Origin of the sequence: Fontivita pretiosa, from assembly GCF_050410795.1 — a bacterium.
Taxonomy (GTDB): Bacteria; Planctomycetota; Phycisphaerae; order Tepidisphaerales; family Tepidisphaeraceae; genus Fontivita; species Fontivita pretiosa.
The window spans coordinates 3,425,607-3,449,243 of the sequence record NZ_CP191258.1; the positions used below are offsets into that span (position 1 = coordinate 3,425,607).

Annotated in this window: 20 protein-coding genes; 7 read left to right on the forward strand and 13 right to left on the reverse strand. The window is 63.7% G+C overall.

Annotated elements, in window-relative coordinates:
• Positions 1-56 precede the first annotated feature (56 nt).
• Positions 57-1,763 (reverse strand): TolC family protein, encoded by a 1,707-nt coding sequence (locus ACQS5P_RS13890; protein ID WP_428937219.1) that lies wholly within the window; start codon positions 1,761-1,763, stop codon positions 57-59.
• 160 nt (positions 1,764-1,923) lie between these two features.
• Positions 1,924-2,586 (reverse strand): LysE family translocator, encoded by a 663-nt coding sequence (locus tag ACQS5P_RS13895; protein ID WP_428937220.1) that lies wholly within the window; start codon positions 2,584-2,586, stop codon positions 1,924-1,926.
• A gap of 159 nt (positions 2,587-2,745) precedes the next feature.
• On the opposite strand from ACQS5P_RS13895, the gene ACQS5P_RS13900 reads away from it, so the two are divergent.
• On the forward strand, positions 2,746-3,192 hold the full coding sequence (locus ACQS5P_RS13900) for a Minf_1886 family protein (RefSeq protein ID WP_428937221.1): 447 nt from the start codon (positions 2,746-2,748) through the stop codon (positions 3,190-3,192).
• Positions 3,189-3,431, forward strand: a complete 243-nt coding sequence (locus ACQS5P_RS13905; protein WP_428937222.1) for a hypothetical protein — start codon at positions 3,189-3,191, stop codon at positions 3,429-3,431. The genes ACQS5P_RS13900 and ACQS5P_RS13905 overlap by 4 nt, the downstream gene beginning before the upstream one ends.
• 64 nt (positions 3,432-3,495) lie before the next feature.
• Here the strand turns inward: ACQS5P_RS13905 and ACQS5P_RS13910 are convergent, their stop codons facing one another.
• Positions 3,496-4,500, reverse strand: coding sequence for a C-terminal binding protein (locus ACQS5P_RS13910; RefSeq protein WP_428937223.1), 1,005 nt, complete (start codon positions 4,498-4,500; stop codon positions 3,496-3,498).
• Between the two features lie 173 nt (positions 4,501-4,673).
• On the opposite strand from ACQS5P_RS13910, the gene ACQS5P_RS13915 reads away from it, so the two are divergent.
• Entirely contained in the window at positions 4,674-5,084 is a 411-nt protein-coding gene (locus tag ACQS5P_RS13915; RefSeq protein WP_428937224.1) for an ArsR/SmtB family transcription factor, read from the forward strand.
• Between the two features lie 56 nt (positions 5,085-5,140).
• On the opposite strand, the gene ACQS5P_RS13920 is transcribed toward ACQS5P_RS13915, so the two are convergent.
• From ACQS5P_RS13920 to ACQS5P_RS13960, 9 genes are all read right to left on the reverse strand, one after another.
• On the reverse strand, positions 5,141-5,548 hold the full coding sequence (locus tag ACQS5P_RS13920) for a cytochrome C oxidase subunit IV family protein (RefSeq protein WP_428937225.1): 408 nt from the start codon (positions 5,546-5,548) through the stop codon (positions 5,141-5,143).
• 65 nt (positions 5,549-5,613) lie between these two features.
• Positions 5,614-6,453 (reverse strand): cytochrome c oxidase subunit 3, encoded by an 840-nt coding sequence (locus ACQS5P_RS13925; protein WP_428937226.1) that lies wholly within the window; start codon positions 6,451-6,453, stop codon positions 5,614-5,616.
• 13 nt (positions 6,454-6,466) lie between these two features.
• Positions 6,467-7,204, reverse strand: coding sequence for a carboxypeptidase regulatory-like domain-containing protein (locus ACQS5P_RS13930; RefSeq protein WP_428937227.1), 738 nt, complete (start codon positions 7,202-7,204; stop codon positions 6,467-6,469).
• 16 nt (positions 7,205-7,220) lie between these two features.
• The gene (cyoE, locus tag ACQS5P_RS13935) at positions 7,221-8,150 is read right to left on the reverse strand and encodes a heme o synthase (RefSeq protein WP_428937228.1); all 930 of its coding nucleotides are present in this window, start codon (positions 8,148-8,150) and stop codon (positions 7,221-7,223) included.
• Positions 8,147-9,214 carry a COX15/CtaA family protein gene (locus tag ACQS5P_RS13940; protein WP_428937229.1) on the reverse strand — a complete coding sequence of 356 codons (1,068 nt, stop codon included), beginning with the start codon at positions 9,212-9,214 and terminating at the stop codon, positions 8,147-8,149. The genes cyoE and ACQS5P_RS13940 overlap by 4 nt, the downstream gene beginning before the upstream one ends.
• A gap of 20 nt (positions 9,215-9,234) precedes the next feature.
• Positions 9,235-11,250 carry a cytochrome c oxidase subunit I gene (locus ACQS5P_RS13945; RefSeq protein WP_428937230.1) on the reverse strand — a complete coding sequence of 672 codons (2,016 nt, stop codon included), beginning with the start codon at positions 11,248-11,250 and terminating at the stop codon, positions 9,235-9,237.
• A 24-nt stretch (positions 11,251-11,274) separates the two neighbouring features.
• Entirely contained in the window at positions 11,275-12,576 is a 1,302-nt protein-coding gene (locus tag ACQS5P_RS13950; protein ID WP_428937231.1) for a cytochrome c oxidase subunit II, read from the reverse strand.
• 23 nt (positions 12,577-12,599) lie between these two features.
• The gene (locus tag ACQS5P_RS13955) at positions 12,600-13,436 is read right to left on the reverse strand and encodes a carboxypeptidase regulatory-like domain-containing protein (RefSeq protein WP_428937232.1); all 837 of its coding nucleotides are present in this window, start codon (positions 13,434-13,436) and stop codon (positions 12,600-12,602) included.
• Positions 13,437-13,507: 71 nt separating this feature from the next.
• Complete coding sequence (locus ACQS5P_RS13960) at positions 13,508-18,169, reverse strand: c-type cytochrome (RefSeq protein WP_428937233.1); 4,662 nt, start codon at positions 18,167-18,169, stop codon at positions 13,508-13,510.
• A gap of 305 nt (positions 18,170-18,474) precedes the next feature.
• Here ACQS5P_RS13960 and ACQS5P_RS13965 point away from each other — a divergent pair, with 305 nt between their 5' ends.
• Positions 18,475-19,218, forward strand: coding sequence for a tetratricopeptide repeat protein (locus ACQS5P_RS13965; protein WP_428937234.1), 744 nt, complete (start codon positions 18,475-18,477; stop codon positions 19,216-19,218).
• 20 nt (positions 19,219-19,238) lie between these two features.
• Here the strand turns inward: ACQS5P_RS13965 and ACQS5P_RS13970 are convergent, their stop codons facing one another.
• Complete coding sequence (locus ACQS5P_RS13970; protein ID WP_428937235.1) at positions 19,239-20,363, reverse strand: aminopeptidase; 1,125 nt, start codon at positions 20,361-20,363, stop codon at positions 19,239-19,241.
• A gap of 228 nt (positions 20,364-20,591) precedes the next feature.
• Here ACQS5P_RS13970 and zwf point away from each other — a divergent pair, with 228 nt between their 5' ends.
• The 3 genes from zwf to ACQS5P_RS13985 all read left to right on the forward strand — a co-directional run bounded on the left by zwf (position 20,592) and on the right by ACQS5P_RS13985 (position 23,621).
• Positions 20,592-22,139 (forward strand): glucose-6-phosphate dehydrogenase, encoded by a 1,548-nt coding sequence (zwf, locus tag ACQS5P_RS13975; RefSeq protein ID WP_428937236.1) that lies wholly within the window; start codon positions 20,592-20,594, stop codon positions 22,137-22,139.
• A gap of 74 nt (positions 22,140-22,213) precedes the next feature.
• Positions 22,214-22,489, forward strand: a complete 276-nt coding sequence (locus ACQS5P_RS13980) for a hypothetical protein (RefSeq protein WP_428937237.1) — start codon at positions 22,214-22,216, stop codon at positions 22,487-22,489.
• The gene (locus tag ACQS5P_RS13985) at positions 22,470-23,621 is read left to right on the forward strand and encodes a hypothetical protein (protein ID WP_428937238.1); all 1,152 of its coding nucleotides are present in this window, start codon (positions 22,470-22,472) and stop codon (positions 23,619-23,621) included. The genes ACQS5P_RS13980 and ACQS5P_RS13985 overlap by 20 nt, the downstream gene beginning before the upstream one ends.
• Positions 23,622-23,637 lie beyond the last annotated feature (16 nt).

Sequence of the window (23,637 nt, forward strand, 5' to 3'; positions counted from 1 at the left end):
AACAATGCGCGGCTGCCATCTTGAGCCTTGTGCGTTCATCTTCCTGCCTTTGCTCTTCATTTTCCCCGGTACCCGATCGGCAGCTTTTCCTCCTCCATTACGATGTTGTTGTAGCGGAGCAGGGTTCCCTTGGCCTGCTCGAGGCGGGCGATGGCGATGTTGTAGTTGGAAATGGCTTCAACCTCGGCGGTGCGCGCCTGGGCCAGACGCTCCTGAGTATCCAGCTTGAGCTGCACGAACGTCGGAGTCAGCGCTTCACCGCCCGCCTCGCGCTGCTCGATGGCCAGCAGAGAGTCCTCCGCCGCGAACCGCGCCTGTCGGGTGGCGACCATCTCTTCCCAGGTGGTGTCCACCTCGCGCAGCGCCGTCTTGACGTCCAGGGCGATCTGCTCGATGAGGTTGCGGTACTGCTCGATCGCCTGTTGTCGCTGGAGCAGCGCCCGCTGATAGATGGCCCGCGCCGCGCGATTGCCAATCGGGATCTCGAACTGAATCCCGATCGTGTAATTCTGGTTACGATAGTTGAGCTGGTCTTCCACCGCTTCGCCGAAGTCCTGGTCCAGCCCCTGAATCCCCAGCGAGCCGATCAGGTTAAGCTGCGGCAGCAGATTGTTCTTGCCGACCTTCGCCGCCACCGATGCCGAATCGATCCGCAGTTGCTGTTGTCCCAGCTCAAAGCGATTCTCCAGGGCAGTGTTGATCTGATCCTGAAGGTCGAAGCGGACCGGCTCTTCGAGCGGCGCGTTGGCCGGCAGGATCAGCACGCCACTGGAGACGGGCATTTCCGGGTCGTTCATCAGTCGCTTGAGCTGATCCGACAGGTCGCGCACGCGAGCCTTGGCGCGGATCAGCGTGGCACGGCGCTGCTCGATGGACGCGTTGGCCTGCGAAAGCTGCACGCGCGTCACGTCCTGCCCGCGACGTTTGAAAAGGATGTCGGCGGTGCGGTAGGTCTCATCCAGCAGCCGCTCATTGATCCGCACCGCGCGTTCCGCCGCCACGAGCTGCCAGTACGTCCGCTCGATATCGGTGGCGGTTTCCTCAAGCTGTTTGCGGAAGTCCAGCAGGCTGATTCGCTGGTTGTTGCGGTTGATGGTGATCCGGGCGCGGTTGATCTCATTGCCGAAGTCTCGCAGCAGCGGCTGGGTCACCTCGAGCACCACCTCGTTTTCCCAGAACTGATCGCTTGGCGTGAAGAAGCCGCCGCCGCCCACCGGCTCCACCCAGCTCAACTGATTTCGCAGCTCGATCTGTCCCCCGCTGTTGAGAATCTGCCTCACGCCGGTCTGCGACTGAATCTGCCGCGCGTTTCCGGTGGCGAACAGTCCCTGCTCGCGGTCGGTCTTCTGATATTGGAGATTCGAGAACAGCGTCGGATCGAATCGCGCCTCGGCCTCGGTGACGCGCGTCTCCTCGATGGCCGGGGCGTAACCGGCGACTTTGACATCCAGATTGTTGATCACGGCGCGCTGGATGATCTCCTGGAGGGGCATGCGGACGGTCACGTCGCTCTCCAGTGCCGGCCCGGTGGTGGGGGCGGTTGCCGGGCCGGTGGTCTGCCTTCTTTCGTCGATGAGGAACGGGCTTTCCAGAGTGGTGGGCAATGGACGTTTGGGCCGGGACTCGACCTCGCCGGCGCGCTGCCGCTCCAGTTGCTGCATGGCCCGGGGATCAAACGGCGGCGGCTCGGCCAGGTTGCACCCCACCATCGCCGCCGACACGCACGTTCCGGTCAGGATCGTCAGCCTTTTCAGCATTGGCATCTTCGCACCCGATTCATTCGATTTCGGCATGTTGGTTGCTCCGTCGGTGGCGCCGGCCTCGGCCCCTGTCCAAAAAGAGTCTTCGCGTGGCAGGCCCATTTCATCGGGCCACAAGCCCGTTACAACCCCACTGATCCATCCGCGGGACAAAGGGGGCGCATTATAGAGGTCCCCGCAACGATCTGAAAAGCGCCACCCCCGCCAAACACAGCAGCATGGTCCCGCCGATCTCGTCGGCGGCGATCAGCCACCAGGCTCGGCGCAAGCGTCCGGCCAGGCTCATGATCCCGCTGAACGCCAGCACCCATCCGATCGTGCCAATAAAGACCCCACCGCAGATGATCGGCAACTCGCGTCGCGGCTGTGCAGTGATCGTACCGGCCAGCGCAGGCAGGACCGTGAACCAGAAGGCGAGGGTCATGGGGTTGGTCGCGGTCATCAGCACACCTGTCACGTAGCCGCGGAACAGCGATCGCCGTCCAGTGGGATTGCCGGAGGAGTCGTTGCCCGCGATGGCAAGGTTCTTCCGGCCGGCCGAGCGCGCGCCTCGCAGGCTGCTGATCCCCAGCAGCGTCAGCAACCCGACGCCCGCCAGCGTCAGTGGCCAATAAACCCAGGGGTTGTGCGTGAATCGCGTCACACCGGCGGCCGAGAGGATGGTGTAACACAGATCGACGCTGACGGCCCCGCAGCCCAGCGCCACCGCCGCGGAAAACCCATGCCGCAGCGCCCGCCGGGCGATTTCGACATTCACCGGCCCGATCGGCGCCGCGGCCCCCAAACCGAGTACCATGCCAAACTGGAGAAGCTGGATCGTGTCCAAGGTCGTCCGATAATTTCTGCACGCCGGGCAGAGCCGCGGGTCGCGACAGCGGCTTCCTGTGCCCGCCCGCTTCACTCCCGTGCCCGCATGGAGTGTAGACATCCAGCCCGGATTTCCAACTCTTGTCGATCGCCTCGGCGACGTGATACATTCAGGCTCATGCCGCCGTCTGGTGACAGAGAATCCATCCAGCCGCGCTCGCTGGATCAACTTGTCAGCGAGCTGGACCGCTATCCGCTGGAAGCGTTCCAGTTTGTGCAGCAGGGGTTGAGCTACACCGTGCAGAAGATCCATGGCCACAAACGCGATCCACACGCCAGCCGGCACGTGACCGGCCAGCAGCTCTGCCACGGCCTGCGCGAATATGCGCTTCTCAGATGGGGATTGCTGGCGCGGACGGTGCTGCGGCGGTGGAACATTCACTCGACGCTGGATTTCGGGCGGATCGTGTTCGCGATGGTGGACAACGGGCTGATGCAGAAGACCGAGCAGGACACGCTGGATGATTTCCGCGACGTGTACGACTTCCGCACGGCGTTTGAGTCCAGCTACCGCATCCCCCTGGAACCGGCGCAGAAGCAGACCAGCGAGGGGCGAACCACGTGACCGCCGGCGCCGGCAAGAACACCCGCACTGAACCGGGCCGTCGCGGCAATGCCGCCAATCGCCCGTCCGGCGGCGGCGTCGCTCCCGCCCGGCCGCTGCGTCCCAGGCGCAGGCTGTTCATCGGGCTGATGATCCTGCTGCTCATCTGGGTGGCGATCCTGCTGGTGATGTATTTTGCGACGGTCTATCCCCAGCGGCACGGCCAGCCGCAGATCGGCATGGCCCAGATCAGCCGATGAAAACCGACCAACCGCCAGGCCGCAGCCAGAATCGCTGCGGGGCGCAAGCGAGGCATGGCGGGCGTCACTCGTCGGCGTTGACCACATTGCGCAGGGGTTGTCCCAGCAGTGCGGCGCGGCAGGTCTGAGCCGCGCGAGTGCGCATTTCCAGAAGGCCCTGCTCAGAATAGAACGCCGAATGCGGATTGAGGATGATCCGATGGTGTGCCGGATGCGACGGGTCGCGCCAGGCCCGAATGAGCGGATCATCCGGGTCGGGCGGCTCGCCGGGCAGCACGTCCAGCGCCGCCCCGGCAAGCTGCCCGCAGGCGATTGCCTCGACGACCGCCGCCGTGTCCACAATCCCGCCCCGCGCGGTATTCACCAGATAGGAACCCTGCGGCAACTGTCGCAGGCGTTGGGCGTTGATCAGGTGTCTGGTCTGATCGGTGAGCGGGCAATGCAGGCTGAGTACGAAACTTGCGGATAGAAGCTCGTCCAGACTCGTGGCGCGGACGATTCCCAGTGCCTTGTCGTAGCCGTCGGGCTTGTACGGATCGTGGAAATGCACCTGCATTCCCAGGGCCTTTGCGCGAAGTGCGGCGGCGGTGCCGATCCTGCCCAGGCCGACGATTCCGAAGACGCGACCGCGCAATCGATGCCGCGGTGCGCCCAGCAGATAGGTCCATTGGCGGATGTCGGCGCGCAGGTGCGAATTCAGATAGGCGATGCCCCGGGTCAATGTCAGCGCCATGCCGATGGCGGTGTCGGCCACGTCTTCAGTGCCGTAGTCAGGGATATTGCACACGGGGATGCCCGCCTGCCTCGCCGCGGCGCAGTCGATGTTGTCGTATCCCACCCCGCATCGCACGATCACCCTGCATCGGGACAGCCTGCGGATCGTGCCAGCCGTCAGGAGGATGCTGTGATACTGCATGATGGCATCGACGTGCTCGATTCGGCCGGCGAGCTTGTCTTCATGGTCGGCGTTGAGCGCGACCACCGACGCGATATCGCCGAGCACGCGCCGCTCAGGCTCAAGTGAGTCGGTGATGAAATCGGTGACGGCCACGACGTAGGGGGCGGACATGGCGTGGGATCTTAACGCAAGCCTGCCGGGCATGCCGCAGGGGGGTTGAATGGTTGCCCAAAGGCGTTACCGACGGCTGTAGAGGCGATTTTCTGGCGAAAAAACGGGAGCGGGCCTATAGTGAGATTGCGTCGCAAGTACCTTTCCAGATATTTCCAGACGACGAGGTTGCCATGTCCAAGCTAGCGCAATCCGACGCGACCGAACAGGACTTGGACCAGCTCACCACGGTGTTCAGGCTGCTCTCGGACAAGACCCGGCTGAACATCCTGATGCTGCTCGCTGACGGCGAGCAGAACGTCACCACACTGTGCGAGCGGCTGAAACTGCCCCAGCCGACCGTCTCGCACCACCTGGGGTTGCTGCGCATGAACAATGTGATCTGCAATCGCCGCAACGGCAAGCAGGTGTTCTATGCGCTCAATGGCCGGGTGAACATCGGCGATGGCAACATGGTTCAAATCCCGGTGGACAACTACACCGTGCAGATCGTCTCCAACCGCAGCCAGCGGACCAACGCGGCGGCAGGCGCCGCGATTTCCCCGCCAGCCAGCGCCGAACTGAACATGCCCGCGATGGCCTGAGCCGTCGCGTTGGTCACGGTTGCTATTGAGCCTGGCTGCTGTTGCGCCGGTCCCGTTCAGTGCCCGCCGCCGGCTGCATGCGCGGGAGGATGCAGCATCTCCGGGGTGTTGAAGAGCATCAGGGAGTGATCGCCGATCGGCAGCAGGTCCGGCAGCAGGGCCAGCACCAGCAGGATGCACAACCCCAGCGGCACCAGGAAGATCATGTAGATGAGTTTGCCCTCGAACTTCAGGTGCATGAAGAACAGCGCCACCAGCGACGCCTTGACCGCCGCGATCAGCAACGCCACCAGCACGTTTACGACCTCGTGCTGGAAACGCATCTTGATGCCCACCAGCACGGTGATGATCGTCAGCACCACCAGTGCCGCGAAGACCTTGAGGTAGGCCACGTGATGATGCGGCGCGGGGCGGGAGACGTCGTGCGGCTCCTCGGCAGAGTGGTTCGAAGTTTCGTGCGACATATTCAGCTCCACAGGCTCATAACGCGTTGCTCGCAACCGGCCGCTGGCGAGCGGCAACCGGCCGGTCAGATCAGATACAGCAGCGGGAAAAGGAAAATCCAGACCAGATCCACGAAGTGCCAGTACAGGCCGACGTATTCGGTATGGGCCGGCAGGACTTTGCCCCGCAGGGCATGCGCCAGCAGCAAACTCAGCGCGATGATCCCGCCGACCACGTGCGCCCCGTGCACGCCGGTCGTCGTGAAATAGCTGGCATAAAAGATGTTCTTCCACGGGCCGTAGGTGATGTCCTGGGCGACGACCTGTGGCATCGCAAACTCCCGCGGCTCGGTCTGGCGGCTGGCGTTTTTCACATCGTGTTCGGAGACCAGGTGGATGTTGAAGCCGGGGATATCGGCGGTGTCGGCGCGATAGCCGACAAGCGTTCGCTCGTCGCCCTGGGCGTGAACGTGCCCGTCGTAGACGTACACCGGCCCGCCGGTGGGCGACTCCCGGGCCACCAGCGTGTGATGCGTGAATTTCGCCTCGTACTCGACGTACTTGATCCCCATGAACGTCAGGCCGCACAGGATAGTGGCCAGCAGGGCGGCGATCGTGCGCCCGCGACGCCCGCTGTGGGCCGAATCCACCGCGATGTACATCGTCACCGAGCTGAGGATCAGCACCAGCGTGTTGATGCCCGCCAGCGTCTTGCTCAGCGCCTCGGCATGTTTGGCGAACAGCGCCGGGGATCCGCTGCGCAGCACGATGTAGCTGCCCAGGACCCCGATGAAGAACATGATCTCCGACGCCAGGAACAGCCAGATGCCGATCTTGCCCGGCGGGGTCGGATCGCCGTGGCTGATCACCGGGTCCGGAGCGTGTTCCTCGGGAATGTAGCCGTGATTCAGGATTGTTTCCGACACGCCAGTGGCTCCTTTACTGCGCCTTTCCGAATTTCAGTTCCACGTGGATCGGCTCATCGCCGACCGCGACCTTCTGCTGCTGCCGCCCCAGCAGTTCATGCCAGGCAACCAGTTCGTATTCTCCGTGCGGCAGGCCGGTGATCTGGAACGTGCCCTGGTCGCCGGTGACGTCGAAAAACGGGTTCTCGAAGACCCCCACCCAGGCGGTCATCCACGGATGCACGTCGCACTTGATGCGGATGAACTCCGGATGGGTAAACGACACGACCGTTTCCTCGCCGGCGCGGGTCATGCTCAGGTTTCTGGCCCGGTTCTTCCGCGGCACGTAGTGCACGTTGTGCATCGTCGGATCGCTGGAGCGGACGCGAAGCGCCTGGCCCACCTGCACGCCCAAAACGTGCGGCTCGTAGCGGCAGTGAATCTGATCCAGCAGGGCCGGCGAGCGGGCCGAACCATCCGTCGGGCCGATCCCTTCGATGAAGACGAAGACGTTGCGCAGCGAGCCGTCGGGGCTGACGATCAGGGTCTCGTCCACATGCTCGGCGGGCGCGCCGTCGCAGCAGGGGGAGTTGCGCAGCAGCTTCGGCGCCGGCGGCTTGCCAACGAACTGCACGCGGCCGCGAATGATGCCGTTGCCGGTGACGACCCGGCTCACCGCCGCCGGAGTCTGGTCTGCATTGGTGGACTGATCGCATCCGCTCACCACGGCGAGCAACCCCATCGCAGCGAAGATCGTTAAACTCAGTCTCATCACGAATCGAAATCCGTTATCCGATCTTGTCGAACATCATGAACCCCAGCAGCAGGGGCAGATAGATGATCGAGGCGAAGAACAACTGCCGGGAGTCGGCGCGGCAGCGGGTGGTGGCGCAGGAAACGGCGCAGGAGAAAAACGCCAGCCCCAGCAGCACCGCCGCCGTGAAATACGTCGCGCCACTGATACCCAGAATCGCCGGCAGCAGGCTCACCGGCAGCAGCGCCGCCGAGTAGAGCAGGATCATCCGGCTGGTGATCCGCAGCCCCGGATCGACGCATGGCAGCATGCGGAATCCTCCTGCCTCATAATCGCGCCGGTACAGGATCGCGATCGCCAGAAAGTGAGGCATCTGCCAGAAGAACAGGATCGCGAACACGGCCAGGGCGTCCAGCGAGAGGGCGTTGTGTACGGCGGTGAAGCCCATGACCGGCGGGATGGCGCCGGGGACTGCGCCTACCACCGTGTTGAGGCTGGTGACGCGCTTCAGCGGCGTGTAGACCAGGATGTACAGCAGCAGTGTGGCCAGCCCCAGCAGGGCGGTCAGCAGGTTCACCGCCAGGGCAAGATAGCCGACGCCGAGAAGGCCCATCAAGAGGCCGCAGGCAGCCGCCTGAAGCGCCGAGATGCGTCCGGCGGCGATGGGGCGATTGCGCGTGCGGGGCATCTTTGCATCGGCGTCGCGCTCGATGAGCTGATTGAGCACCGCGGCACTGGCGGCGGTGAGCGCCGTGCCCAGCAGCGTGTGCACCAGCAGCAGCCAGTTGATCGCCCCGATTCGCCCCGCCATGCAGAAGCCCACCATCGTCGTGATCACGACCAGGAAGTTCATGCGGGGCTTGGTCAGCTCGTAATAGTCGGCCAGCCGCGAGGCGGGGGCGGCGGGCGCCACGCCGCGGCCGGCGAGTACGGGTAGATCGACGATGTCGACGGTAGTTTTCATGCGGGAACGATCGAGGCTTGGTTGGATTTCAGGTTGGAGACTTCAATTCCGCGCCGCCGCGCCGATCGTCGAAAGATCGGCGAATACAGGCGGATCGCGCGGATCAACAGTACGAATGTGGTCATGAGCGTCAGCGCGCCCACCGCCACGTGCAGCGACGCCACGTCCGCGGGCTTGCGCCACAGCACCGTCAGGATCCCCAGCACAAGCTGGGCGATCAGCAGCGCAACCAGCAGAAGCGCGGGCCGGCGCAGGCGAAGCTCACGGTGCCGGGTAAGTGCCGCCGCCGCGGTCGTGATGATCAGGATGCTCACGATCAGCGCCCCGATCCGGTGGCCCAAGTGCAGCCAGACCTGCCCCAGCGTCACCGGCCCGAGCTGCATCGCGATGCGAGCTTCGTTGGCGATCGCCAGCGACTGCTGATCCAGGGGCGGAACGAGCCTGCCGTAGTGCAGCGGGAAATCCGGGATGGCAAGACCGGCTCCGTAGTGGCGCATCATCGCGCCGATGATGAGCTGGAGATAGATCGCCACGGCGCACGCCAGTGCGATGCCGATCAGGCGGTTGGGGCTGGGTTGAGGATCGGGCGGGGCGCTCAGCCACCACTTCGATGTGACGATCGCGACGAGGGCTGCCAGACACAGGAATGCCTGTGCGACGCACGCATGCACGATCGCCAGATCAAGCTCGACCAGCACGACGCGAAGCCCACCCAGCACGCCTTGGAAGATCACTGCGCCCAGCACGCCGGCGGTGAGCCATCGCACCCATCGCCTCGGCTCGAGCTTGAACGCGATGACGACCATTGCGATCGAGAGCATGCCGACGACAGTGCCCATGAGTCGGTGGGTGTGCTCGTAGAAGATCCCGCCAATCCATTTGCTCGGCGGGAAGGTGAACATGTTGTACCCGTAGCTGTTGGGCCAGTCGGGCACGCTCATGCCTGCGCCGTGCGAGGTTACCAGCCCGCCCATGAAGATCAGCAGCAGCGTCGCCGCCACCGTCAGTTGGGCGGTGCGATGAAGCAGGGGTATGTAAGGCGAGTCGGTCATCGTGATCGGCAAATCTCAAATCCTCGATCTGCTCAGTGTTTGACCACAAGCTTCTCCGCCCCGGGCACGTACCGGGTCTGCGGCAGATAGTCTTCCTCAACCAGCGGCGAAGCGTATTCATAGGGGCCGTGGTGCACAACCGGGACCTTCGCAAAGTTTCCGTGCGGCGGGGGGCTTTCGGTCTCCCACTCCAGCGTGGTGGCCTCCCAGGGGTTGCGCGGCGCCTTTTTGCCCCAGATCCACGAGCCGATGAAGTTGATCACGAACGGGATCTGGCTGAGGCCCAGCCCGAAGGCGCACCAACTGATGAACTCGTTCATGGGCTGAAGATCGCTGAAGCTGGTGTAGTTGAGGTAATCGGCGATGCGGCGTGGGAATCCGCGGATGCCCAGGATGTGCATCGCGAAGAAAGTCCCGTTGAAGAAGATGAAGCTGAGGACAAAGTGAATGTATCCCAGCTTGTCGTTCATCATCCGCCCGAACATCTTGGGGTAATAGTAGTAGATCGCCGCGAAGATGCCGAACATCGACCCGCCGAACAGCACGTAATGGATGTGGGCCACGATGAAGTAGGTGTCGTGGATGTGCACGTCAACGGCGGTGGAGGCCATGAAGATTCCGCTCAGGCCGCCGATGACGAACATGCTCACGAACGCCAGCGCGTTGCACATCGGCACGGTGAAGCGGATGTTGCCCCGCCACAGCGTGCCCAGCCAGTTGAAGGTTTTGATGGCGCTGGGGACGGCGATGAACATGGTGCTGACGGCGAAGCTCGTGGCCAGCGTCGGGTTCATGCCGCTCTGGAACATATGGTGCGCCCAGACGATGAACCCCAGGAACGCGATGCCGGCGATGGCGTAGACCATCGGGCGGTAGCCGAAGATCGGCTTTCGCGCGAATGTCGCGAGGATGTCGCTGGTCATGCCCATCGCCGGCAGGATCATGATGTAAACCGCCGGGTGCGAGTAGAACCAGAACAGGTGCTGGTGCAGCAGCGCGTAGCCGCCGCCGGAGTTGGCCTGCACCTGTCCGCTGAGCGTCCAGTTGAACGGCAGGAAGAAGCTGGTCCAGCGGTGGTGATCCAGCAGGTTGACCATCAGCGCGCTGGCCAGCACCGGCGTGGCCAGCAGCACCAGCAGTGAGGTGATGAACAGGCTCCAGACGCTCAGGGGCAGTCGGAACATCGTCATGCCCGGGCAGCGGAGCTTGATGACCGTGGTGAGATAATTGACCGCGCCCATGAGGCTGGAGAATCCCAGCCAGAAGATGCTGAAGAACCAGGCGGACTGTCCGTCGAACGCGACCGGTTGAACCAGCCGGGTGAGGATCACGCCCCCGACAATCGCCAGCGCCGTACCCAGGATACGGTCGGCGTATTTGTTCCCCACGTTCACGTAGTAGGCGCAGATGTACCCGATGAACAGCGATTGCGCCAGGAACTGGAGGATGACCGGGGTCATCGGCCAGGTGCTGTTGGCGGGCCGCAGCAGATTGGCGGCGTAGGCGACGGGTCCGGCGCCGTTGTACTGGATGGCGCTGAGGGGGGGATAGCTGGTCCACCCCGCCGCCGCGGCGCCGCCGGGCAGGAAGAACGCCGCCAGCATGATCGCCCCCGCGGGCAGCGCGCTCCAGAACGCCAGGCCGTTGAGAAACGGAAACGCCATGTCCCCGGCCCCGATCTTCAGCGGAATCAGGTAGTTCCCGAACGTGCCCACCAGCAGCACGATGATCACGAAGAAGATCATGATCGTCGCGTGCATGGTCATGACCATCATGTAAAAGTCCGGCGGCATGCCGCCGGGCCAGCCCATCAGCTTGCTGAGGATGGGGACCGGCTGGCCGGGGTCCTTGAGCTGCCAGCGGATCAGCATCGCCAGCATCCCGCCCAGGATCATGAACAGCAGTCCCATGAACAGGAACTGGATGCCGATGATCTTGTGGTCGCAGGAGAAGATGTACTTCCTGACGAACCCGATCTCGTGATGGACGTGGGCATGCTCGTGGGATTCGTCGTGCACGTAATCGAGGGGACGGGGGATCGCGGTCATGACTCTTTCTCGTGATACGTTGTGCTAATTCATCGCAATGGTGGGGGCTGTCGTCGGGGCCGGGACCGGTCTGGCCGGGCGGTCGAAGCCGCGCTGGTCATATTCCTCCTGATCCAGCACGATCAGCGGCGTGGTCATCGTGTTGTGCCCCTGCCCGCACAGCTCTTCGCAGACCAGCTCCCAGGCGCCGCTGCGGTAGGCCCAGACCTCGCTCACGCCCGCCTCTTTCAGCTTCGCCAGCGCCTCGACGGTCAGTGCGGCGCCGTCGCGGATGATCGTGCGATTTTGCTGGTCCTTGTATCGCCAGTATCGCGCGCCGCGCGGGGGCTTGTAGTCCTCGGCCCCTTCGGTCTTCTCGTTCTCATTGATGATGATGTTGAACGGAGCCTTGGCATCGGCGGCGAAGATCCGGCTCAGCTCATCGAGGCTGTATTTGCGTCGGGTGGCGGCCTCGCGCTGACGGCTGGTCATCGTCGCCTGAAAGTAAATGTGCCCGCGCATCCCCGGCACGGCGTCGAGCTTGACGCGGAAGTTGGGCAGGAAAAAGTCGTGCAGCACGTCCTTGCTGGTGAGCTGCACCTCGATCGGGCGATTCACCGGCACGTACAGCGGCCGGCCCAGAGCGCTCTGCCAGTCGTCATCCTTGCCCGCCGGATCGGAAAAGTCCTTGCCCAGTTTGTTCTGGCCGTCGATGTAGGCGTTGATGGCGGCGACGGCCTGGTCGTATGGCAGCGATGCCGGCCCGGGAACGTTCCAGAACATCACGTCCTTTCCCTGGGCATCCACCGGCCACTTCGCATCGGTGGGCTTGGGATAGACCAGGTATCGCCCGAACTGCCCATCCGGTCCGGGGTAGATGATGTTCCACTTGAACTGCTCGCCGATGACAAGGATTTTGGCGCGGCTGGGGTCCTGGGAAATAGGGGAGTAGCGGTAGTGATCCCATGCCTTCTTGCTGCCCATCGCCAGCCCCGCCAGGATCAGCGCCGGTGCGATCGTCCAGGCCATCTCCAGTCGCGTGTTGCCGTGGGTGAAATAGGCCTTTTTGCGATTGGGATTTCGGCGGTACTGGATCAGGAAGATGATCAGCAGCAGCTCGACGCCGACGAACGCGATCATCGTGATCCAGAAGATCCAGTAGAACAGCGTGTCGACGGCATGGCCGTGCGTCGAGCGGTCGGGCGGAAGCCACCACCGCCCCCAGCCGGGGTTGACCTCCGCCAGCGCCGGCGAAGCGATGGCCAGCAACGCCAGAAGTGAAACGATGCACAGGGCGGCACGTCGCCCTTTCAGCCCCCGTGCCGCGCGGGTTAATAGCCTGCTCACGATCTTGGACTCCGCTGGAATGACTACTTTGCGCACTTGCCGCAGCACTGCCCGGCCACTGCGCCGGCGCTGGTCCGGGTCGATTCGCTGGTCGCCGAGGCGCTGATTGCCGCGCCCGGAGTGGCGCTGCCCGCGTCGGCGCTGCCGGCCTTGAAAACGATCTGCGGCACTTCGCCCTTGCCGTCCTTGACTGTCACCCTGGTTTCCTGCGTGCCCAGTTTTTCGTGCCAGGCGGTAAGCGTGTACTCGCCGTCGGGCAGGCCCTTGATCGTGAAGCTGCCGTCTTCACCAGAGACGGCGAAGAACGGGTGATCATGCACGATGATCCAGGCGCTCATCCACGGATGCACGTCGCATTTGACCTTGATGTTCTCCGGGGCCTTGGGCGGATCGACTTTCTTGCCCGGATCCTTGTTGGGCTGGCCGAAGTTGAACGCCGGGTTGATCTGTGCCAGCGAGTGGACGTTGTGCAGGAACGGATCGTCGTTTCTCACTACCAGCTCCTGCCCGACCATCATCGCCAGCACGTGGGGGATGTACTGGCAGCCCTTCTGATCGAGCACGGCCGGCTCCTTTGGAACCTCTCCACCCAGAGCGGCGGCTTCTTCGGCCTTGACCGCGACCACGACGTTGGCCAGCTCTCCATTTTCGCCGGCGACGATCGTTTCTTCATAAACGGGGTCGGCGTGCTGCGCGGCGCATTCCTTCACGCCGGACATGTCGATCTCCTTCGGCTCGGGCGCTTTGCCTTCGAGCTTGACCTTGCCGGTGACATCGGCGCCGGCCAGTGCGCCGAATCCAAGCCAGGCGACGAACACAACGGCGACGAACAGACAGCAACGACAGGAACGAAAACGCATGCGTGATCCTCCAGCAGGTTGTAAGAGCCGAGATGTGCCGCTTGTGCGACGCGACTCATCATAGGCACAGCTCACTGATTCGTGTTGGCATAGCTTCGTGTCATTTCATGTTTCTGATCCGTTGCATCAGCGGACGGCGAAGTCGTTGGCGCGGTGGTCGGCGTGGTGGCGGCGGGCTGAACGCCCGTGTATCCGCGGGCGCCGGCGGCGTAAAGAAAGTCAAGCAGCAACGCCGTCTGCTGCTCGACCGTATGGCCGTACTTGGCTTCTACGCGGCGCACCTCTTCTTCGGCCGCCCCCTGCGACGCCGGCCAGGGCTGGCCCTGCGGCCTGAATACCGCCAGTCCCGTGAAGAACGGAGGCATGGCGGTGCCGACCTGGATGATGTTCGGCTCCTGCACCCAGTGCCGCACCCACCGCTGCTGCAAACGTTCGTAGGCCAGCGACAGGTTCGGCGCCGTCGGGGATCGCGTGGCGCCCGTCGCGCTGGGATCGCCCAGCACGTGGCACTTGAGGCACTGCATCTCGTAGAAGAATTGCTCGCCGAGGCGGAAGCGCTCGTCGCCGATCTGCGGCCGGGGGGAATCCACGAACGGATAGGGCGAGTCATACAGCTCGCGAGTGAAGCGGGCCTTGAACAGCAGCGTCTTGTAGACCCTGGTCAAATCCGCCGCCGATGCCGTCGGGCCGACTTCGATCGGCTTGATGTGGCCGTAGGTCAGTCCCCACTCCTTCAGGTGTCGCGCCGCCCGGGCAAATTCGGGACGCTGCCACCAGTCATCTCCCGCGCTCTCGGCATCGCCGGGCTGCGTGGCGGCCTTGCGCTGCGAGTCGGTGTACTTGGCGATCAGGCCCAGTTGCCTGCCGAGCTGGCTGGACTCTTTCCTGGAGATGGCGTTGAAGTAGGCGATGATGGCGGTCCACTCCTCGTCGCTGGCCGGGAAGCTGGGCATGCGAATCCCGTTGCCCATCTCCCCCAGCAGCGGGCGCAGCGGCTGGATGTTCTTGAAAAAGTTGAACAGCCAGGCGTGCTGGATCTTGTTGCCCTCCCCGCGAAGCGATGGCGGGGCTTTGGTCGCGATGTCTTCCAGCTTGAAGTACTGCCGGATCTGCGGCGAGTTCTTCTCGATCTGGTGACAGGAGACGCAGTTGTAGCGTTCGGTCAGCTCTCGCCCGCGCGCGATGATCCGCGCCTGCTCGTGCGTCGTCCGCCGGTGCAGTGTCTCGCTGATCAGCCGGTTGCGGTTGCTCAGGACGAACGTCGCGATCGCGTGCACCTGCCCGTCGTTCAGGTAGAACGCGGGCATCTTCAGCTTGTCATATGGCTTGCCGGGGTTGTCTGCCCCCGCAGGCTCCAGCAACGCCTTGCCCCGGTCGTAAATCCGCGGGTTTTTCAGCTTCTGCACCAGCCAGTCGTTGCGACTATGCCCCACACTTGGCCAGGCGACGTCCACGGGCCTGGCGGTCGGCGTTGCGCCGGGCGGCTCGTGTGCCAGTCTGGACGATTCGGCGCTCAGCGCGTTCACCATCGCAACCGGCCTGGTGTAGACGCCTTGCCTGTGGAAGTCGTGAACCTTGTGCTCATCCAGATACCCGAAGTCCAGCTTGTCCACGCCCTTTTGTCCCCAGTCCGAGAGGTTGGTGCAGGGGCTGGTGGTGGTTTCCATGCCGTTGATCGTATGGCAGCTCATGCAGCCGTAGTGCGCGATCATTCGCTGTCCGACGAAGAGCAGACGCTTTTCGTCGCGACTCATCTGCGCGACCTCGGCCCTGGCCTGCTGGGCGGATTTCGCTGGCGTGGTCAGGGCCGCGGCCGCCAGCTCGGTCAGCTCCGCGTCATCATCGGCCTTGGCCAGCGCCGTCTGCGCGCTGAAGCGGCTGCGCAGCAGAAGCGAGGTGATCTCGATCAGTTTCGCAGTGTCGATCGGCGCCAGCCCCGGCTTCCACGCGTCGTTGGGGTCGGTGCTGGTGCGTTTCTGCTCCAGCAGATACGCCACCAGATCCATCGCCTGCTGATCGCTGAGCCGCAGGCGGGGCATGATCGTGTATTGGCTGTAGTGGTTTGGCTCTTTGAGCCAGTCGAAAAGCCACTGCCTGGCCTGCTCCTCGGTGCGTCCGGCAAGAAGTTTGGTGCCGATGCCGCTGAGCTCCGGGCCGACCTGCACGAAGACGGGTCTGGGCGAGCCGTCGGGATACATCGGCAGCTCGTTCATGCTCGCCGGCTCGCTCAGGTGCTGCTGCACGTAGAGCTGCCGCTGGTTGTAGTCCATCTGGTCGTAGCGTTTTTTCGCCTCGTCGGGTTTGAGACCCTCGCGTTTGACAAGATCGGTGGTGATCCACTGCTCACCGCGCTCGTTGAGGTTCTGGTGACATGCCAGACAACCGATCGACTCGAAGATGGTCTTGCCCGCCTCGGGGCTGCCGCGCCCGCCCTGCGGGTAGACATGTTTGGGCGGCAGGGGCGTGGCGGTGCGCACCAGGTATTCGGTGATCGCGCGGGCCTCCTGGCGCGTGCGGCGAAGCTCTTCATCGCTGGAGTTGTTCTCCAGCATGAAAAAGTGCGGCATCTTCGTCGTCGGACGAAACGCCTTGGGTGCCCAGATCCACGTGTTGATGAACTGGGGCGAAAGCTTGGCGGTCACGTGCCGCAGATCCGTCCCCACTCTGCGATTCTCGTAGCTGGGGATGCTGTCCATCTGGTGGCAGTTGACGCATCCAAGCTGCGTGAAAAGCTGCCGGCCTTCGTACAGCGTCGGGGCCGTCTCCTTGATGTCATAGACATCCGTGTGGCAGCGGGCGCAGTTGACCTCAATGTACTGCCGCGAGCGCATCGGCCAGTCCCACTCGTGGTAAACCAGCGCAAAACTCCGCGGCGCCTTCGGCTCGTAGGTCTTCTTCCAGTAGGCCATCTGCCTGATCGCCTTGCCCGGCCTGCCGGTGACCGGATCCACGTAGGCGACGGGCCTGTCGGCATGATCGGCATCGAGGTGCACAGGCTGTGTCGCCGGGGCCGTCAGGTGCAGCCCGTGCGCATGCTCGGCTGTCTGGAGCATGTCCGAAAGATCAAACGCGTGTGCGTCATCATGCCTGGCCGATGCGTCGGTGAACTGCGCCGGCAGCACGGGCACGCCGGTTTTGGCATCCACGAAGATGTCCCGCGGCACGTGCGCCGCCAGCACGAAATCCGTCTCCTGCCCCGAACCATCGTGACAACTGGTGCATCCGACGGTCTCGAAACTGTGCGGACTGTCCACATCCACATACAGCTCCAGGTTCGGATGCGCCAGCAGTACCGGCGAGGGATCCAGCGGCGGCAGGCCCTGCTGCTTGCGCGCGATGTTCAGCTCTTCGGTCATCGCCTGGCGATAGCGCTGCTGAAGCTGATGCCGCGCGTCGGGCGGGAGCGTCGCCAGAAGTCCGGCCTTCAGCTCCTCGACGTAGCGCATCGCCATGTTGCGCGAGGTGGTGATGGCGCGTTCGTCGGCGGCGGGCGAGATGGTAGCTACAGCCTTGCCGCGGGTGGCCGTCACTTCCACGCCCTTGCTCCAGCGGCCGTAGACATCCAGCAGCGCCAGAAGGATCTGGTTCTGCCGCGCGACGATGGCCGGATCCGTCGCCGCAGGATCGTACTTGAACTCCGCCAGCGTCTGGCCGTCGTAGCTGACGCTGATCGGCTTGTCGTTGCCGACGTTTCGGGTGACAGCGGTGATGCGGACGTTGTTCTTGCGGATCAGCTCCGGCGCCAGCAGGCCGGCCCAGGTGTGCCAGAACTCCGGCATCGCCACCGCGCCGGGCGCGGCGGCGGTGGCGGAGGGGTCGGCCGCCCGCCCGCTGGCACGCTCCGGAAGGTTCAGCTTCCGCCAAACCCCAAGCTGCTCCTCCAGATACCCCTGGACTTTCTCGGCGGTGAAGTCTTTGTTGGCGATGTTGACGTGGCAGGTCATGCAGCGGTCGATCGTGGTGATCTTCATGAACGCCACGTCGGTCTGAATATCCGGCAGGACTACCTGTTGAACGCGCTCGGAGGGATTGATGAACCCCAGCAGCGGCGCATCACGCAACTGACTGCTGATGCCGCCCAGCAGACCGTGCAGCCCGCCCTGACGCTTCGGATCCAGGCTGATCAGCTTCTTGCGCAGCGCCTCGGCGTCGGCGCTGAGCTGGGCGCGCTGTTTCTTCATCGCGTCCACCGCCGCGGTCTGAGCCTCCTCCTGCCGTCGTAGTTCGCTGATCTGCCCGGCCAGCGCCGCCAGTTGCTCCGACCATTCCGCCACCTGCCTGCGGGGCTGGGCCAGCGCCGCGGTCAATTCGTGGATCCGCTTGCGGTTGTCGGCGGCGATGGCGTCCTGAAGGTTGGACTCCATCACCTGCACTTCGGACTTGAGGTTGTTCAGCTCGAACTCGATGGTGGCCCGACGGCTCTCCAGCTCCTTGCGCTGGGCCACGAGCTTGCGGTAGGCGTCGTTGCCCTTGATCAGCTCCTGCTGGTTCTGGGCGATGCGGTTGTCCAGCTCGGCAAGCTGTTGGCGCTGCTCGTCGGTGATCTGTCGGCGGAGCTTGTCATCGACCAGGGCCGCCTCCCACACCCGCGCCTGTCTCTGCGGCACGCGCCAGTCCTTGCCGTAATCCTGGATGATCGCCCAGCCGGTCACCGCCAAAAGCAGCAGCGCCGACAGCGCGAACACGACGTTCAGCCGCTTGATGTTCCAGTAGGTGTCGGTCGGAATCGGCATGCTTCGAACCCGCGAAGTACAAGCCGGCGTGTTGACCGGCCAGGGACGACTACGACCACGACTCGCACACTGCTGCAACCATTTCCGTTGCGACGGACGGGAGTTGGACTATATGGAAACATTGCCATGTACTCAAGAACGTTTGGTTTTGGAAATCTGCGATTTTCCTAGGAAAAACAGGACTTTTTGGTCCTGCATCGGGTGTCGCGCGTTGGCGCGTCGGCGGCGACAAACACAGCCTGGAGCGGTCCTGTGCTCAGACTTTTTGCCGATCCAACTGCCCTGGCCGATCCGATAGATCAGATATGCGACAGTGCAAACCGAACCGAAGGTGGGCAGCGGGCAGGGTGTTGGCGGGGCTGGCGGCCGGCATGTTCGTCGCCGCTGGCTGTGCAGACCCCAACCGCCACGACAGCCAGATGCGCAGCGGCGTGGAAAAGCTCAGCTCCCGCGATGCCGCTGCCCTCAGCGCCACCCACTCGCGATTCGAGCAATCCAACGATCCGCCGCTCAATGCCGACACACGCTTCGCCGCCGGACAACTGGCCGAGAGCCAGGGACAGCTCGACCGTGCACTGGAGCAGTACCGCGCTGCGCTCAAGGCCGATCCCAAGCATCAGCCCTCCCTCTACCGCATGGGAATGATCTACGCCCGCGCCATGCAGTATCAGCAGGCTTTGGAGGTCTGGAAGCAATACGTGGTCGCGACCAATGGCTCGGCTACGGCCTACAGCAATCTGGGTTTCTGCTATGAACTGGCCGGGCAAACGCGCGAGGCCGAACAGGCCTACCTGACCGGCATTCGCAAGGAGCCGAACAACCAGCCGTGCCGGATCAACTACGGACTGATGCTGGCGCGACTCGGCCGCGCTCAGGAGGCTGAAGCCCATCTCGCCACCGTGCTTCGTCCCGCCGAGGTGCACTACAACCTGGCCTCGGTGTACGACCAGCTCGATCGCAAGGATCGCGCCCGAGCCGAATACAAAAAGGCGCTGGAGCTGGATCCGCAAATGTGGGAGGCACGCGTGCGGCTGTCCCGCATCGAATGATCCGCACGACAACGCGAGCGTCATCCCGCCGGCCATTCCTCGCGCGTGAATTTGCCGTCCACGTTGATCTTCACCCCATCCACCTCGACGTACCCGCCGCCGCGAAGATCCACCACCATGTCCCAGTGCAACGCGGACTGGTTCTTGTTGCCGGTCTCCGGGTATCCGGCCCCCAGTGCAAAGTGCACCGTGCCGCCGATCTTCTCGTCAAACAGCGTATTTCGCGTGTAGCGGGTAATCCCGTAGTTGGTCCCGATGGCGCACTCGCCCAGAAAACGCGAGCCGCCGTCCATGTCCAGCATGCTGATCAGGAAATCCTGTCCCTTGCTGGCCGTGGCATCGACCACCTTGCCGTTGCGGAACGTCAGCTTCACTCCATCGCACTCGCGGCCGTGATGCACCGCCGGAAAGCTGAAGTTGATCTGCCCCTCGACGCTGTCGATCACCGGCCCGGTGAAGACTTCCCCGTCGGGAAAGTTCTCGTGCCCGTCGCAGTTGATCCACGTCATGCCCGCAATGCTCATGCGAACATCGGTGCCGTTGGCGGCGACCACGCGGTAGTCCTTCTTTCCATTGAGGAAATCCACCAGCCTCTGCTGGCGCTGGGAAATCTGTTTCCAGGCCGCAACCGGATCCGGCAGGTGCAGCAGCCCGGCGCCAAAGACGAAGTCTTCGTACTCCTCCAGGCTCATCTCCGCGTCCTGCGCCGCAGCGTTGGTGGGATACTGCGTGCCGGTCCACTTCAGCTTCCCCTCGGCGGCGCGGCTGAAGAAGATGTCCATCAGCGGCTTGCGCGCCGCCTGCGAGAGGCTCATCCGCTTCGGGTCGGTGTTGGTCAGGGCGCGGGTGTTTTCCTCGGCCCAGATGCCGATCGAAGCGTCGATCTTCTCGTACTCCAGCAGACTGATCGGGTTGAGGTATTTGAGCTGCTGCTCGCTGCCGTGCTTGAGCATGATCTCGCTCAGCTCCTCCGGCGCCATGCGGACAAACGGATTGCCGCCGGCGGCGATGACGCAGCGGTAGACTTCGGCGATCAGGGGCGTGGCAACCGGCGGGCCGCTGATCCGCACCAGTTGTCCGCTCTTGACGCCGACACTGTAGTTCACCAGCACATCGGCCAGTTTCTGGAGTCGAGGGTCGCGCATAGTTGCCCGGATTCTACGCCGCCCCCGACCGCGATGCACAAGAGTGCGAATACTTTGTGCGCTGGCTGAGTGGTTGCGGGGCATGGGGTCCGGTTTTGGCGGCGCAGAATCGCCTCCGGTGAAAGTGATTGCATTTCACGGCGTCTCCAACTATCTCTGTCCAGCAGGACCCACCGCGCAGGGGCGCGCTCCTACAATGCGCGACTTGAACACGAGAAAGGACATTGGATGCCGACGGCTGCCCCCGGTTGTGTTCTGGTGATTTTCGGTGCCAGCGGCGATCTGGCCAGGCGCAAGCTGATTCCCGCGCTGTACGAGCTGGCTCGAGAGGATCTGCTGCCGCAGCAGTTTGCCCTGGTGGGCTTTGCCCGCACGCCGATGAGCGACGAGCAGTTCCGCGCCGAGTGCCGCCAGGCCGCTCAGACCTTTGCCCGCAGGGGCAATTCGCAGTTCGATCCACAGATATGGCAGCGTGTGGAGCGGGCCACGTACTACCTGTCCGGGCAGGACTACGGCGCCGCCGAGGCGCATCATCGCCTGGCCCGCAGGCTCCGCGAGATCGACCGCATTCACGGCACCGCCGGCAATCGGCTGTTTTATCTGTCCACTCCGCCCAATACCTTCGAGCCGATCATCACCTGCCTGGGCGAAAACCGCGAGATCTACCGATCCGAGGCCGGCCAGGGATTTCAGCGAATCGTCATCGAAAAGCCCTTCGGACGCGACCTGGAATCCGCGCGAAAGCTCAACGACCTGCTGCATCGCTACTTCGATGAGTCGCAGGTCTTCCGCATCGACCATTACCTGGGCAAGGAGACGGTCCAGAACCTGATGGTGATGCGCTTCGCCAATTCCATCTTCGAGCCGATCTGGAACTACAAGTACATCGACCACGTGCAGATCACGGTGGCCGAGACGCTGGGGGTGGGTTCGCGTGGCGGATATTACGACCGCAGCGGAGCGCTGCGTGACATGGTGCAGAACCACATGTTCCAGCTCATGGCGCTGGTGGGGATGGAGCCGCCGGTGGCGCTGGATGCGATCAGCATCCGCGATGAGAAGGTCAAGGTCTACAAGTCGGTGCGCCCGATCCGTCCCAGCCAGGTGGATGATTTCGCGGTGCGCGGGCAGTATCGCGCCGGCCAGATGGCCGGGGGAGAATATACCCCCGGATACTGGAATGAACCGGGAGTAGCGCCGGATTCCAAAACCGAGACCTTCGTGGCGCTGAAGCTGTTCATCGACAACTGGCGGTGGAGCGGCACGCCGTTCTACCTGCGAACCGGCAAGTGCCTGCCCGAGAAGATCAGCGAGGTGGTCGTCCGCTTCCGCTCGCCTCCACTGACTCTGTTTCAAAAACAGTGCGAATCTCCGGTCTATCCCAACGATCTGGTCATCCGCATCCAACCCGATGAAGGCATCAGTTGGCGACTGAATGGCAAGGTTCCCGGCGGGCAGTTGAACATCAAACCCGTTGCCCTGGATTTTCTGTACCGCACCACCTTCCACGTCGAGCCTCCCGAAGCCTACGAGCGGCTCATTTACGACGCGATCACCGGCGACCAGACCCTTTTCATCCGCGGCGACGAAGTCGAGGCCGCCTGGGCCGTCATCGACCCCATCGAGCAGGGCTGGGCTCAGTCCCGAAAGCCCCCGCAGGAGTACGCCCCGGGCACCTGGGGGCCCAAAGACGCCTTCAGCCTTATCGAGCTGGACGGCCGGCGGTGGATGCACAGCAAGGACGAACCGGAACCGATCATCGCGTGTTCGCTGTGATGCGGGGGTGTGGCCATTTTCTGTGGGGTGAGGTAAGAGATAGGCGGCTCCGCCTTTAACGGCAAGGAGGCCGCATGGATCGCGAAGCGCTGAAGCGCGAACTAACGGAACAATTTCACCAATCTCTGGATCAGGCAATCAACGCCGTGGAACAAGCGCCGGACGGGTCGTGGATCGCGGCCAGCGAATGGCAGGTTCGCGAGTTGTTTCAGAAGCTGACGGCACAAGCCTTCGAGCGGATCCTGCAAGCGAAGTTGGACGCCGCCGAAACCAGCGGCGCTTTTTCCCCCTCCGCCCCTGGCGCAGGACAAGGGAAAGCGCGGGCTGGACGTGCTCAGCGCCGCCGGTGAGGTGCGTCTGCAGCGCAAATACTTCTGGGGCAAGCAAGCCGGCGGGTGCTGTCCCGGCGACGCGTTGGCGGGCGTGCAGCAGTCGAACGTGACGCCCGGGGCAAGGCAACTGTGCTGCCTGATGGGAATCGGCCAGGACTTCGATCAGTCCCGCCGAGATCTGAAGCGTGTGGGCGGGCTGTCGCTGAGCAAGGAACGGCTGCGTCAGATTACCGAAGGTGAAGGCCAGCACGTGCGGCAGGTGCGGGACTCGGGGCAGTTGCCGGCGGCCTGGTCGGCGGAGCAGGCCAAGCTGCCCGATGGCAGCGGACGCACGCGAGCCTATGGCGGGGTGGACGGGGTGATGGCCCCGACGGTCACGCAGGCCGAGAAGCTCAAGCGTCGCCAGCAGCACGTGACCCGCCGCCAGCAGCGTGGCAAGGCGGGCGTGGGCAACGCCAAAGATCTGCCGCCGCCCAAGCCGGGCAGCGACGAGCGGTTCAAGGAGATGAAGATCGCGGTCTTCTACGATCAGGACAAGACCCACCGCCACGTGCTGGCGACGGAAAAGCTGAGCAAGGAGTTCGCCCCGCTGCTGGCCAGCTACGCCCGACAGATCGGCTTTGAGCGTGCCGATCAGACGATCTGCCTGTTCGACGGGGCCGTCTGGATCTATCGGCAGGTCTGCCTGGCGCTATTGTTCCTGCAGGTGATCCTGCTGGACTTTTACCATCTGGCCGAGCATGTGCACGCGACGGCGCGCTGTTGCCTGGGCGAAGGTCAGGCGGCCCGGTCCTGGGCTCACGATCGGCTGGCAGAAGCGAAACGTTCGGACGTGAGGGGGATGCTGTCGGCGATCGCGGAGCTGGAGAAGCGGTCGCGTTCGCCGACCAAGAAGCAGAGCCTGCGCGGGCTGCGGAATTACCTCGAGCAACGGCGGGACATGCTGGACTACGCCCAGGCGTTGGCCGAAGGTTGGGACATCGGCTCGGGTCCGACCGAGGCCACGTGCAAGACGCTGACGCTGCGACTGAAGCGGCCGGGGATGAAGTGGGATCGTGACAATGCGGCGGCGATGATGAACCTGCTGGCCCTACGCGAGAGCGGGCAATGGGACGCCTATTGGGACCGTGAATCCCGCCGGGCCGCGTGATCCACAAAAGATGGCC

Excerpts from the sequence above, each read along its gene's own strand:
- ACQS5P_RS13890 (WP_428937219.1), bottom strand. The coding sequence starts at position 1,763 with ATGCCAATGCTGAAAAGGCTGACGATCCTGACCGGAACGTGCGTGTCG.
- ACQS5P_RS13900 (WP_428937221.1), top strand. The coding sequence starts at position 2,746 with ATGCCGCCGTCTGGTGACAGAGAATCCATCCAGCCGCGCTCGCTGGAT.
- ACQS5P_RS13910 (WP_428937223.1), bottom strand. The coding sequence starts at position 4,500 with ATGTCCGCCCCCTACGTCGTGGCCGTCACCGATTTCATCACCGACTCA.
- ACQS5P_RS13915 (WP_428937224.1), top strand. The coding sequence starts at position 4,674 with ATGTCCAAGCTAGCGCAATCCGACGCGACCGAACAGGACTTGGACCAG.
- ACQS5P_RS13920 (WP_428937225.1), bottom strand. The coding sequence starts at position 5,548 with ATGTCGCACGAAACTTCGAACCACTCTGCCGAGGAGCCGCACGACGTC.
- ACQS5P_RS13930 (WP_428937227.1), bottom strand. The coding sequence starts at position 7,204 with ATGAGACTGAGTTTAACGATCTTCGCTGCGATGGGGTTGCTCGCCGTG.
- cyoE (WP_428937228.1), bottom strand. The coding sequence starts at position 8,150 with ATGAAAACTACCGTCGACATCGTCGATCTACCCGTACTCGCCGGCCGC.
- ACQS5P_RS13945 (WP_428937230.1), bottom strand. The coding sequence starts at position 11,250 with ATGACCGCGATCCCCCGTCCCCTCGATTACGTGCACGACGAATCCCAC.
- ACQS5P_RS13955 (WP_428937232.1), bottom strand. The coding sequence starts at position 13,436 with ATGCGTTTTCGTTCCTGTCGTTGCTGTCTGTTCGTCGCCGTTGTGTTC.
- ACQS5P_RS13960 (WP_428937233.1), bottom strand. The coding sequence starts at position 18,169 with ATGCCGATTCCGACCGACACCTACTGGAACATCAAGCGGCTGAACGTC.
- ACQS5P_RS13965 (WP_428937234.1), top strand. The coding sequence starts at position 18,475 with ATGCGACAGTGCAAACCGAACCGAAGGTGGGCAGCGGGCAGGGTGTTG.
- ACQS5P_RS13970 (WP_428937235.1), bottom strand. The coding sequence starts at position 20,363 with ATGCGCGACCCTCGACTCCAGAAACTGGCCGATGTGCTGGTGAACTAC.
- zwf (WP_428937236.1), top strand. The coding sequence starts at position 20,592 with ATGCCGACGGCTGCCCCCGGTTGTGTTCTGGTGATTTTCGGTGCCAGC.
- ACQS5P_RS13980 (WP_428937237.1), top strand. The coding sequence starts at position 22,214 with ATGGATCGCGAAGCGCTGAAGCGCGAACTAACGGAACAATTTCACCAA.